This is a genomic window from Paenisporosarcina indica (assembly GCF_001939075.1).
GTDB classification, from domain to species: Bacteria; Bacillota; Bacilli; order Bacillales_A; family Planococcaceae; genus Paenisporosarcina; species Paenisporosarcina indica.
Map to the genome: position 1 here is coordinate 562,420 of NZ_MPTA01000001.1, position 12,843 is coordinate 575,262.

General features: G+C 37.9%; 13 protein-coding genes. All 13 read left to right on the plus strand.

Translation table 11 applies throughout. The features are described from left to right. Nucleotides 1-75: 75 nt before the first annotated feature. The 13 genes from prsW to GY23_RS02730 all read left to right on the plus strand — a co-directional run bounded on the left by prsW (nucleotide 76) and on the right by GY23_RS02730 (nucleotide 12,718). Nucleotides 76-735, plus strand: a complete 660-nt coding sequence (gene prsW, locus GY23_RS02670) for a glutamic-type intramembrane protease PrsW (RefSeq protein ID WP_075617659.1) — start codon at nucleotides 76-78, stop codon at nucleotides 733-735. Between the two features lie 100 nt (nucleotides 736-835). Further along, nucleotides 836-1,633 (plus strand): spore cortex-lytic enzyme, encoded by a 798-nt coding sequence (sleB, locus tag GY23_RS02675; RefSeq protein WP_075617660.1) that lies wholly within the window; start codon nucleotides 836-838, stop codon nucleotides 1,631-1,633. A gap of 11 nt (nucleotides 1,634-1,644) precedes the next feature. Further along, nucleotides 1,645-2,934 carry a PepSY1/2 domain-containing protein gene (locus GY23_RS02680; protein ID WP_084543945.1) on the plus strand — a complete coding sequence of 430 codons (1,290 nt, stop codon included), beginning with the start codon at nucleotides 1,645-1,647 and terminating at the stop codon, nucleotides 2,932-2,934. Nucleotides 2,935-3,074: 140 nt separating this feature from the next. Next, a complete protein-coding gene (gene cmk / locus GY23_RS02685) occupies nucleotides 3,075-3,749 on the plus strand; it encodes a (d)CMP kinase (protein ID WP_211270636.1) in 675 nt (224 codons plus the stop codon). Next, nucleotides 3,750-4,334: a lysophospholipid acyltransferase family protein gene (locus GY23_RS02690; protein ID WP_075617661.1), complete on the plus strand. Its 585-nt coding sequence runs from the start codon at nucleotides 3,750-3,752 to the stop codon at nucleotides 4,332-4,334. It begins immediately after the preceding gene. Nucleotides 4,335-4,430: 96 nt separating this feature from the next. Further along, complete coding sequence (rpsA, locus tag GY23_RS02695; protein ID WP_075617662.1) at nucleotides 4,431-5,570, plus strand: 30S ribosomal protein S1; 1,140 nt, start codon at nucleotides 4,431-4,433, stop codon at nucleotides 5,568-5,570. 11 nt (nucleotides 5,571-5,581) lie between these two features. Further along, on the plus strand, nucleotides 5,582-6,634 hold the full coding sequence (gene fni, locus GY23_RS02700) for a type 2 isopentenyl-diphosphate Delta-isomerase (RefSeq protein ID WP_075617663.1): 1,053 nt from the start codon (nucleotides 5,582-5,584) through the stop codon (nucleotides 6,632-6,634). A 352-nt stretch (nucleotides 6,635-6,986) separates the two neighbouring features. Then, nucleotides 6,987-8,297 (plus strand): ribosome biogenesis GTPase Der, encoded by a 1,311-nt coding sequence (gene der, locus GY23_RS02705; protein ID WP_075617664.1) that lies wholly within the window; start codon nucleotides 6,987-6,989, stop codon nucleotides 8,295-8,297. Between the two features lie 26 nt (nucleotides 8,298-8,323). Further along, the gene (locus GY23_RS02710) at nucleotides 8,324-9,346 is read left to right on the plus strand and encodes an NAD(P)H-dependent glycerol-3-phosphate dehydrogenase (RefSeq protein ID WP_075617665.1); all 1,023 of its coding nucleotides are present in this window, start codon (nucleotides 8,324-8,326) and stop codon (nucleotides 9,344-9,346) included. A gap of 91 nt (nucleotides 9,347-9,437) precedes the next feature. Further along, nucleotides 9,438-9,641 carry a DUF2768 domain-containing protein gene (locus tag GY23_RS02715; RefSeq protein WP_075617666.1) on the plus strand — a complete coding sequence of 68 codons (204 nt, stop codon included), beginning with the start codon at nucleotides 9,438-9,440 and terminating at the stop codon, nucleotides 9,639-9,641. 9 nt (nucleotides 9,642-9,650) lie between these two features. Beyond that, entirely contained in the window at nucleotides 9,651-10,367 is a 717-nt protein-coding gene (locus GY23_RS02720; RefSeq protein ID WP_075617667.1) for a hypothetical protein, read from the plus strand. Nucleotides 10,368-10,791: 424 nt separating this feature from the next. Continuing rightward, nucleotides 10,792-12,270 (plus strand): stage IV sporulation protein A, encoded by a 1,479-nt coding sequence (spoIVA, locus tag GY23_RS02725; protein WP_075617668.1) that lies wholly within the window; start codon nucleotides 10,792-10,794, stop codon nucleotides 12,268-12,270. Nucleotides 12,271-12,445: 175 nt separating this feature from the next. Further along, nucleotides 12,446-12,718 (plus strand): HU family DNA-binding protein, encoded by a 273-nt coding sequence (locus GY23_RS02730; RefSeq protein WP_075617669.1) that lies wholly within the window; start codon nucleotides 12,446-12,448, stop codon nucleotides 12,716-12,718. Nucleotides 12,719-12,843 lie beyond the last annotated feature (125 nt).

The window sequence follows — 12,843 nt, forward strand, 5'->3', positions numbered from 1 at the left end:
TATTTTGATCTCCTTTCAACCATCAGAGGAATTAAAAATGATATAATTAAACGATGAAAAGGAGGCGAGTGCAACTTGATTATCATATTATCTGTCGCAATCGCTCCAGGACTTGCTCTATTTAGTTATTTGTATTTACGAAATCAGATATCGTCAGAGCCTTCACGAACATTGTTTCATACATTTATCTATGGCGCTATCTTAACTTTTCCTATTCTTTTCATACAGCATGTGTTTGAAGTAGAACAAATCATGCAATCATTTTTTATAAGGAACGTTCTGTTTACTAGTATGCTTGAGGAATTTTTCAAATGGTTTATTTTGGTTATGGCCATTTACCAACACGTAGAATTTGATGATCCATATGATGGTATTTTATATGGTGCTAGTATATCTTTAGGTTTTGCAACAGTCGAAAATATTTTATACTTGTTAACTTATGGGTTGGATACAGCTTTTTTACGGGCTATGATGCCTGTCTCGAGCCATGCTATTTTTGGTGTAGTTATGGGTTATTATCTAGGGCGTGCAAAATTCGCAATAAATGGTAAATCGAAACCGCTTTTATTTGTTGCATTATTGACCCCAATAGGTTTACACATGATGTATAACGGTATATTAGCGATTGAAGGAATTTCAATATATTTCATGATCCCATTTATGTTGTTTTTATGGTGGTTATGTTTAACGAAAGTGAAGAAAGCACACTTACTGACCATACAACATTATAGTTAATAAAAAAATATCATGCTGTTTTAAGCCAATTTACGAATTGGTTTATTTTTTTGTATAAAATTCGTCATTTTCCTCATTCTAAAAAAAAGGAGAAATGTCGATGAGAAAAAATAAATGGCTTTTAAGTATGGTGACGTTTAGTTTGTTAGTGTTTTCGGTTAGCTCCACCCATCCTACAGAGGCATTTTCAGCACAAGAGATTGAGCTTGGTGCATTTGGTGATGATGTAATTGAATTACAATCACGTTTGCAATACATCGGGTTGTACAAAAACAAGATTGATGGGGAATTTGGATACGGAACATATTGGGCACTTCGGAATTTTCAAGAGAAATATGGACTACCAGTTGATGGGATTGCAGGGCAAGCAACGAAAAACAAGTTAGCAAGTGTTGCGAAATACAATAAAGAATTTGTACACAATCAAATAGCTAAAGGAAATCAATTTACACATTATGGGGGTACTCCTTTAGAACAACAAGTTAAAAAAGGGGCAAACCAAGGTGCGAAACAACCGGAACAAACACAACTTCCATCTAAATATTCGGAACAAGATTTACAGCTGATGGCCAACGCGGTGTACGGTGAAGCACGTGGTGAGCCATACGAGGGTCAAGTTGCTGTAGCAGCAGTTATTTTAAATCGTGTAGAAGATCCACAGTTTCCAAATTCGATAAGTGGAGTGATCTTTCAACCGCGGGCATTTACGGCAGTTGCCGATGGACAAATATGGCTAACACCAAATGAACGAGCAAAAGAAGCTGTACTTGATGCGTTAAATGGGTGGGATCCATCTGAAAACGCACTGTATTATTTTAACCCTGTGACAGCAACCAGTGACTGGATTTGGGGTAGACCTCAAATAAAAACAATTGGGAAACATATATTCTGTGATTGAGGAGGAATGACGTGAAGATTTTATCTGGTGTATTAGCAATCGCCTTAATTGTAATGGGCGTATTTTTATATAATTCGAAACAAAATGAAGAAGCATTACAATATAGCTTAAGATCACAATACACAAATCAAATATCCGATGCATCTGAAAAATTAACTGAGCTACAAAAATCCGTACAGAGTGCAACAGTCTTTAAAGACAAAACCGCACAAGTCGAACCATTAGAAAATATTTGGAGACTATCTTCAGAAATAAAAAGCAATATCGCTTCTCTTCCACTGCAACAAGATTTTTCAAATGAATGGATGAACTATTTAGGGAGACTTGGTGAATATGCAAAATTAAGAAGCCAAGATAAAGTGCCCGAAGATAAATGGTTAAAAGTCACAAATAATGTAGCGACTAATTTAAATGATTTTTCTTTTGAGTGGCAAAATGCAACAACGGAAATGCTAGCAAAACAACAATCATTCTCTAAGTGGCAAAAAGAAATTAAAGCAGGAGAACCTTCAAAAACATGGACAGGTATGTCCGAAACAGTTAAAGGATATTCCGAAAGTGATTTTCCATTAACAGCAAGTGAATCCGATGATCAAAAGAAAAAAGATTTAAAAGCTATCGAGGATAAACCTGTTACGGAACAACAAGTTGTAAAAAGAATGAAAAACACATTCCCAGCATTTAAAAACGCAAATTTAGTTACATCCAGCAGTAAGCCTGATGCACCATATCCGTTTTACCATATTCAATTTCACGAAGGAATCCGAATTGGTTACGCAGATTACACTAAAAAAGGTGGACATCTCCTATCCTTGTTAATTGAACGTCCTATTGGAGACAATCGCATCACGCAAGAACAAATGAAAGCGAAAGCTGAGAAGGCTGTAAAATCATATGGCTTCAATGATGTAGAACTTGTTGAAACTCGTGAAAACCACTTGTATTGGCATGTCGTATTTGTTCGATTATCTCCAGGAAACAATGCACGTATTTATGCAGATGCGATTCAATTGAAACTTGCAAAGGACGATGGCGAGATTCTAGGTGTCAATGCACTGGAATATATTCAAAAAGAGACGTTGCCTGATCAAAAATTAGTAACGATAGATTGGAATGAATTCTTTACTGATCAAGTAAGCGTTGAAAGTGAAAGACTAGGGTATACAGAAAATGAACGGTTACAGCAAAGATTATGCTACGAGTTAATGGTTTTAAAAGAAACTAATCATGGATCGAACACACTCCGTATAATGATCGATACTGAAACAAAAGAAGTTTTGAAGTCTGAAATGTTAAATTAGCTTACTAAGGTTGTAATCAAAATTCAAAGAAAATTCCATGCCTATCGTAATACTGAAACCGAGATGAAAGCTCACGAAGGTGGGCTTTTTTTTGTTGAGCTGTGGTACAATATGTGTGAGAAAGTTAAGGGGTTGATCACGTGATTAAGAAGATTCAAATAGCCATTGATGGACCTGCGGCGGCGGGTAAAAGTACGATCGCAAAAATTGTGGCTGATGAACTGGGTTATACCTATATTGACACCGGGGCTATGTATCGGGCGATTACGTATAAAGCACTGGAACAAAACATAGATTTAGAAAACGAAGAGTTATTAGCTTCTTTACTGCTTGAAACCAATATTGAGTTAATCCCATCTGATGAAGGACAACTGGTCTTACTGGATGGAACAGATGTATCGAATGCTATTCGTTCGAATAAAGTAACTTCTTCCGTTTCAGCTGTAGCAGCACATGCTAGTCTTCGTGAAGAAATGGTTAAACGTCAAATGCAAATGGCTGAAAGTGGTGGCGTGGTTATGGATGGCCGTGACATTGGTACTCATGTAATGGTTAACGCAGAATTAAAAGTTTTTATGTCTGCTTCTGTTGCAGAACGTGCTAATCGCCGTCAGTTGGATAATGAACAACGTGGAATTGCTTCAACTGTGGAACTGCTAATGAAAGAAATCGCAGAACGTGACAAATTGGATAGTGAAAGATTAGCATCACCTCTTGTTCAAGCGAAAGATGCCATTTATTTGGATACAACAAATTTGTCCATTCAAGAAACTGCACAACGCATAACTCAGTTAGCGAAAGAGAGGTTGAGCTAAATGAACTTATACCATTTTGCCAAGTCACTTGTTTGGACAGTATTGAAACCGGTTTATCGATTCGATATCCATGGTTTGGAGCATTTCCCAAAAACTGGCGGAGTATTAATTTGTACGAACCACATTAATGCCCTTGATCCACCCGTCGTTGGAATTACAGCACCAAGACCCGTATACTTCATGGCGAAGGCAGAATTATTTAATGCACCAATATTAAAACCGCTCCTTCCAAAATTAAATGCCTTTCCAGTAAAACGTGGATTAAGTGATCGGGAAGCATTAAGGAGAGCCATAGCCATATTAAAAGGCGGGGAAGTAATGGGTCTTTTCCCAGAAGGCACTCGTAGTAAAAATGGTGAGCTTGGAAAAGGATTTTCAGGAGCTGGGTTTTTCGCGCTTAAAGGAGAAGCTGACGTAGTTCCATGTGCAATTATTGGGCCCTATAAGTCATTTAGACGTTTGAAGGTTGTCTATGGAAAACCGATAGATATGCAGCCTTATCGCGAGCAAAGAGCTTCAGCGGACGAAGTCACAAGTGTAATCATGAGCCGAATTCAAGAATTATTAGATGAGCATAAATCGTAATATTTGTCATAATCGTTAATCAAAAGTTGAAATTTTTGTTTTTATTGAAGTATTCGCATAAAATAAAGGTTGGAACGTTGTGAAGGAGGATGCTATATGTCTGAGGAAATGAACTTGCAGGAAAACCAAGAGTTCCGTGAAGGAACACTTGTAAAAGGTAAGGTTGCCCTAGTTGAAGAAAAGGCAGTTACTGTCACAATTGAGGGTGCACCATTTGATGGGGTCATCCCGATTAGTGAACTGTCAAGCTTACACATTGAAAAAGCTTCTGACGTCGTTTCAGTCGGTGATGAGTTGAAATTAATCATTACAAAAGTTGAAGATGAAAATTTTGTGTTGTCTAAAAGTAAAGTGGATGCCGCTGAGGCATGGGATTCACTAGAACAAAAGTTTACTAGTGGTGAAATTTTTGAAGCAGAAGTAAAGGATGTTGTCAAAGGTGGGCTTGTCGTTGACCTTGGGGTCCGCGGATTTGTTCCGGCTTCACTTGTGGAGGATCATTTTGTTGATTCTTTTGAGGATTACAAAGGGAAAGTTATGACTTTTAAAATTGTTGAAATGGAAAAAGAAAAAAATCGTATCATTCTTTCTCATCGTGCAGTGATTGAAGCTCAAAAAGAGTCAAATAAAAAAGATGTACTTGATCACATAAATGCTGGTGATGAATTAACAGGTACTGTTCAAAGAATTGCTGCATTTGGGGCGTTTGTGAATCTAGGCGGGGTGGATGGCCTTATTCATATTTCTCAATTGTCGCATGAACATGTTGAACAAGTATCAGATGTACTTCACGAAGGGCAAGAGGTCAAAGTGAAAGTTTTGTCCATTGATCGTGATAGTGAACGAATCTCTTTATCTATTAAAGATACACTTCCTGGGCCATGGGAAGAAATTGAAGACAAAGCACCAAGAGGGTCTGTCCATACAGGTACAGTTAAACGCCTTGTTTCTTACGGGGCATTCGTTGAAGTATTTCCTGGCATAGAAGGACTTGTCCATATTTCTCAAATTGCACATACTCATATCGGTACTCCACATGAGGTGCTAAAAGAAGGGCAAGAGGTGCAAGTGAAAGTATTAGAAGTCAATAAACAAGATAAGCGTTTATCATTAAGTATTAAAGATCTAGTAGAAAAAGACGATGAGTACTCAGGTATTGACTATGAAATGCCTGAAGAATCAAAAGGTTTTTCAATAAGTGATGTTATTGGTGATAAATTAAAAAACTTTAAATAATGGAGTAGTAGATGACTAGAGCAGAACGGAAATTAGACCATATTAAACATGCATTGTCGACCGGACAATCGAGAGAAACATGGTTAGATGATATTCGTTTCGTACATCAAGCACTTCCTGACAGCAGTTGGGAAAGCGTGTCATTGCAAGCTCAAATTGGCGAACTCATATTTGATTCGCCTTTTTTTATTAATGCAATGACGGGTGGAGGAGGAGCTAAAACGACTGAGTTAAACAGTCAACTAGCCCGTATTTCTCGTGAAATGAATATTCCTATGGCTGTGGGTTCTCAAATGGCTGCCATTAAGAATTCGGAAGAAATCGAAACATATACTACCATACGTAAAGAAAATCCGAATGGGATTATTTTCGCGAATCTTGGTAGTGAAGCCTCATTGGATCAAGCAAAGAAAGCCGTAGACATGTTGGAAGCAGATGCTCTTCAAATCCATTTAAATGTTATCCAAGAATTAACGATGCCTGAAGGGGATCGGAATTTTAAAGGGGCACTTCAAAGGATTGAACTTTTGGTAAGATCACTTGAAGTACCCGTGTTTGTAAAAGAAACAGGCTTTGGAATTTCTCAAGAAAGTTTTTTGAAACTACAGGAAATTAACGTTGCAGCCGTTGATGTAGGTGGTTTTGGCGGAACTAATTTTGCTGCAATAGAAAATGAAAGACGTCATCGTAAACTTACCTACTTCAATGATTGGGGAATTCCTACTGCAGCTACTCTTATTGAAACAACTTCTCTCGACACTAAAATTCCTGTGATTGCATCCGGTGGCATACAACATGCACTTGACCTTGTGAAGTGTTTGTCGTTAGGTGCTTCTGCCGTGGGGTTAGCAGGTGTTTTCCTAAAAACATTAGTAAATGATGGAGAAGAAGCGACGATAGAAGAAATAAAATTGATAAAAGAAGATTTGACGATGTTAATGGTATCTCTCGGGGCTAGTTCTATAGAAGATTTGCAAAATGTCCCACTTATTATTTCAGGTGAATTACACCATTACTTAACCCTTCGTGGAATCGATACGCATACATATGCCAATCGGAAATAACAAAGAGTTGTAGACAATTTCTAATGTCTGCAACTTTTTTTATTGTATTTTTGTTCATACAAGGCGGAAATGTACTGTTTCTTTTTATATATAATAATGCAACATTCTTTAATATTTCCAATATTTTCGTAAGAGAATTAATACTCGCAATGACAGCGAATCCTGAAATCGTATAGATTTACTATAAGCGACCGCTTATATATGAGCACTCAAAATTCACACGAAAATCGATTTCATATGGTGTGTTTTTGTCTGTTTAAGCATAATTAGCCTTTAAATGTCGAGCTTTCTTGGCGTTTTATACTTTTCTTATGTATAATACTTTAGAGAAGAAGTTGGAAGGATGAAAAATATGTCTAAACCGGTAGTAGCAATCGTCGGTCGACCGAATGTAGGAAAATCAACAATCTTTAATCGTATTGTTGGTGAACGCGTTTCCATAGTGGAAGATATTCCAGGTATTACACGTGATCGTCTATATAGCGCGGCTGATTGGTTAACTCATGAATTTAATATTATTGATACAGGCGGAATTGAAATTGGGGATGAGCCCTTTTTAGAACAAATTCGCCAACAAGCAGAAATCGCCATTCAAGAAGCAGACGTTATCATTTTCTTAACGAACGGACGCGAAGGCGTGACAGCTGCAGATGAGCAAGTTGCGAAGATTTTGTATAAAACGAAGAAACCTGTCGTATTGGCGATTAATAAAATCGATAACCCGGATATGCGCTCGATGATTTACGATTTCTATTCACTGGGATTTGGTGAACCATTCCCAATCTCGGGATCACACGGTCTTGGACTTGGAGATTTGTTGGATGAAGTAGCAAAAAACTTCCCTGAACAAGAAGAGGAGTTATATCCTGAAAACGTCATCAAGTTTTCATTAATTGGTCGACCAAATGTCGGGAAATCTTCTTTAGTTAACGCTTTCTTAGGAGATGAGCGTGTAATTGTTAGTGAAATTGCAGGAACAACCCGCGATGCCATCGATACACAATATGAATTCGAAGATCAACCGTACGTTATCATTGATACTGCGGGTATGCGTAAAAAAGGGAAAGTCTACGAAACGACAGAGAAGTACAGTGTACTTCGTGCACTTCGGGCAATTGAACGTTCTGATGTTGTATTGGTCGTGTTAAACGGTGAAGAAGGTATACAAGAACAAGATAAAAAAATTGCTGGATACGCTCATGAAGCGGGGAAAGCGGTCATAATCGTTGTTAACAAATGGGACGCAGTGGAAAAAGATGAGAAAACAATGAACAAAACAACTAAATTGATTCGAAGTCACTTCTTGTTTTTAGATTATGCTCCAATTATTTTCGTTTCCGCGAAAACAAAACAACGAGTTCACTCACTATTGCCGGTTATTAACCGTGTCAGTGAAAACCATGCAATGCGTGTTACTTCAAGTATCTTGAACGAAGTTATTGAAGATTCAGTTGCAAGAAATCCTGCGCCAACGGACAAAGGGCGTCGTCTGCGCATTTACTATGCTACACAAGTAGCAATCAAGCCACCAACTTTTGTCGTCTTCGTAAATGAACCAGAAATTATGCATTTCTCTTATGAACGATTCTTGGAAAACAGAATTCGTGAATCATTCGATTTCGAAGGAACACCAATTCGCCTTATCACACGTGCTAGAACGTAAGTTGTTCCAGTAAGGGAGTTGCTAACATGGAAAAAGTAGTCGTATTAGGTGCTGGGAGCTGGGGGACAGCTTTAAGTATTGTCCTTGCCGATAACGGGCACGAGTGTTTATTATGGTCTCATCGTAAAGATCAGGCGGACGAAATTAACGATCAACATTTAAATGAAAAGTATCTTCCGGGTACAATTCTACCAAAAACATTAAAAGCAACGTCTTCACTTGAAGAAGCAGCTGGTCATGGGAAAATCATTGTGATAGCTGTTCCGACTAAAGGAATTCGTGAAGTGTGTCGTAATTTGAAAGAAATGATAAATGAACCGATGCTATTTGTTCATGTTTCAAAAGGAATTGAACCAGATTCTTTAAAACGGATTTCTGAAGTCATTCGCGAAGAAGTCCCATCACATCTAATCGAGGAAATTGTCGTACTTTCTGGACCAAGTCATGCCGAAGAAGTAGTTTTAAGACATCCCACTACTGTAACAGCTGCTTGTGAAGATATTCTGTATGCTGAAAAAGTACAAGATCTGTTTATGAATGGACATTTTCGTGTATATACCAATTCAGATGTCATTGGCGTTGAAATTGGGGGAGCTCTCAAGAATATCATCGCATTGGGAGCTGGAATATCGGATGGTTTAGGTTATGGGGACAATGCGAAGGCTGCACTTATTACAAGGGGACTTGCTGAAATTGCAAGACTTGGCACAAAAATCGGGGCGCAGCCTTCAACTTTTTCCGGTTTAACCGGAATTGGTGACTTAATTGTGACATGTACAAGCGTTCATTCAAGAAACTGGCGTGCTGGCAACTTGTTAGGTAAAGGAATGAAATTAGACGAAGTATTAGAACAGATGGGTATGGTCGTCGAAGGTGTTCGTACCACGAAAGCTGCCTATCAGTTATCTGAATTTCACAAAGTTCCGATGCCAATAACTAGAGCATTGTATGCTGTATTATTTGAACATGTTGATCCAAAAACAGCGGTTGATCAGTTAATGGACAGAGTGAAGAAACGTGAAATGGAAGATTTGTATGAATATCAATAAATCGTCACAAAACAAGAGGTAGCGAGTCTTTGCCTCTTGTTTTTTCATGTTATACTTAATAGTTGAAAGATAGTGAAGGGTGGTAGAGTATATGTCGTCAATGGACAAAATGTGGGTTTCATTTGCTTCCATGGGCTTTATGATGATTTCTATGGGGTTAATTTATTTTAGTAGAAATAAAATAAATAATCGTGTCTTTAAATTTATTTTTGCGCTTGTAGCATATGTACTTCTTATCGTTGGTTTTTTAAGTATGGTTTATATTGTATTCAGTGGTCCTACAGGACGTTCATGAGGTGAAATGATGAAAAAATTATCTTTATTTTGTATAGCGATGTTTGCTGCAATTCTAATGTCGGGATGTATGTATCCTGACTCTGAACGAGCAGAAAATGAAAAGCCCTATGATGATCAATTGACGTCTGTTCAAGTAGCCGTTGAAAAGTTCCAAGAAGCTACTAATGGGATGTTGCCAATTAAAAACAGAGATCAGGATGTCGACCAATACATTAAATATCCAATTGATTTCGAGAAAATTGTACCTGCATATTTAAGTGAAATTCCTCCGAATGCATACGAAAATGGCGGGTTATTTCAGTATGTCATTATGGATGTGGAAGAGAACCCCACTGTAAAAGTAGTCGATTTACGTAGTGCTGAAAAAATAAGAGAATTAAATATTAAATTAGGAATTAATGGTTATGGACCAATTGCTGAACAAGTCGATAAAAATGTCTATAAATTGGATTATAAAGTTATGGGTTATGAAGATGAACAAACCGTTCCAAGTCCATATTCAGATGTTAATCTCCCATTGGTTGCTACTGGAGACGGGACGATTTATATCGATTACTCGATAGACTTAAATCGTATTCTTCAGGAAGATAAACCGAAAGTTACTCCTGGAGAAGATATTCGCTATCTTCTTGTCGATAAATATCCTGTAGTTCCAGCCTATTCACTACCATATACGGTAAATGAAAAAAACGAACCGGAATTTTTATCAGAAGAAGATAAATAAGTCCGCTAAGAAAAACTGGGCAATGTGCGCGATTCTCTATTACAATTGAAAGGTTTTAATTTCTGACTCATCTTTATTTTAAGTATATCATATTTAGGGGAGGTTATTGAAAAGTCCTTTCATTCTAAAAAAGCTCGTTAGTTATTTGTAAATACTGTTTTTTGGTGACATCAATATAGGGTAGGAAAAGCTATGAACGCTGGTTTCGGGGTACTCCCAAATTTCTTGTATTTTTATAAAGACATAGACCATGCTATTACAGGACATGTGACCTTTCGGTTGAGTATAACGTGCTTAAGTTTGGTACCATAATCGGTATTTCCCCAAAATAAAATTATAGAAATAGAGACAAACGTTTCGTGCATATGCATGAAACGTTTTTTTTGTGCATACGATAAAGTGCGTAGGGAAAGGGGGCAACGATATGGCTGAAGAGCTTTATCAACAAATAGCCGAACGGACAAATGGAGATGTATATATTGGTGTGGTTGGACCAGTACGAGTTGGAAAGTCTACTTTTGTAAAACGAGTAATGGAGAATTTAGTAATTCCGAATATGACAGATGAAGTGGAAAAAATTCGTGCTCAAGATGAATTACCACAAAGCTCTCCGGGTGCGGTAATCATGACAGCAGAACCGAAGTTCGTCCCAGCTCATGGTACTAGCATACAAGTTGGGGAAGATTCATTCCGTTTCAATATTCGCTTGGCAGATTGTGTAGGATACATTATTGAAGGTGCAAAAGGTCATGAAGATGAGAATGGTCCTAAGTATGTCCACACTCCGTGGCATCACGAGCCTATACCTTTTGAAGAAGCAGCTCGAATCGGTACCGACAAAGTAATTCGCGATCATTCAACTATCGGGATTGTGATGACCACGGACGGCTCGGTTAATGACATTCCGCGAACAGCTGTGGAAAAGGTAGAGGAAGATATTATTAACCAACTAAAAGAAATTGGCAAACCATTTGTCGTCGTGCTAAATACAAGACACCCTGCACATGAATCAACTCTTGGATTGCGTGATGACCTCTGTAAAAAATATGATGTACCAGTTATCGCAACAGCCGTGGATCAAATGACGGTAAGTGAGATCCAAAATGTATTAAAAGAAGCACTTTATGAATTTCCTGTCACATCTTTCGATTTGTTAACACCTGAATGGATGGATGTATTAGATAATGATCATCCGTTAAAGGTATCACTAAATAATTCGTTAGATACGTGGTCTCAACAAGTCTCTAAAATCCGAGATGTAAAAGATTTAGCAACATATTTAGCTGAAGAACCTTTCGTTGCATATTCAGAGGTTATTGAAGTGAATGCAGGAAAAGGAAAAGCATCTATTCAAATTGAGTTAACAGGGGAATCCTTCCAATCGGTTTATCTTGAATTTTTGGAAGAGCCGATCGTCACGAAAAAAGACTGGCTTTTATATGTGAAAGAAGCATCATACGCTAAGAAATCGTATTTACGATTCCACGAAGCCATTGAAATGGCCAAAGAAAGTGGCTATGGTGTTACTTTACCGGCAGTGGAGGACTTCACACCATCTGCACCTGAAATAGTCAAGGAAAACAATTTCTTTGGCGTACGAATGAAAGCAAAAGCACCTTCGCTCCACATTATTCGAGTAGACATGGAAGCGGAGTTTTCACCTCTAATTGGTTCTGAATTCCATAGTCAGCAATTGTTGAAAGATTTAAAAGACGCATACCTACACGATCGTGAAGCTTTATGGAAAACATCTTTATTTGGAACACCATTAAGCGAAATGCTGAAAGAAAGTATGCGTTTTAAAACAGAAGCTGTTCCGACACATGCTAAAAAACGTATGCGTGAAACGATTGAACGAATGGTAAATGAAGGCGATCGTGGAATGGTCACATTTATCTTATAGAGACGAGCAGGACGTCGCATTCAACTATGCGAATAGTCCTGTTCTTTTTTGTTGTCTATCATTTTTCTGCATGAACTTGCAATATGAGTTGGAAATATTGTTGCGAAGCCTTTTTGGTTATGATACTCTTTTTACATGATTGAGGTTCCATCCCCTTTGAGAGGAGGTGAATGGTGTGAATAAAACAGAATTAGTAAACTCAGTAGCTGAAGCTACAGAACTTTCTAAAAAAGACGCTTCCCAAGCAGTTGATGCTGTATTTGATACAATTCAAGACGCTCTTGCAAAGGGTGAAAAAATCCAACTTATTGGTTTTGGTAACTTTGAAGTTCGTGAACGTGCTGCTCGTAAGGGTCGTAACCCCCAAACAGGCATGGAAATCGAAATCGCTGCAAGCAAAGTACCTGCGTTCAAACCAGGTAAAGCTCTTAAAGACGCGGTAAAATAAGACGCGTCTGCAACTACATAAGAATGGCTTTTGTGAATACTCACAGAAGCCATTCTTTTTTGATTTGGCTACTTTCTTAGATTACTTTGCATTTTGTGTAGACGAATCAAGTGTTTTTGCGTAAC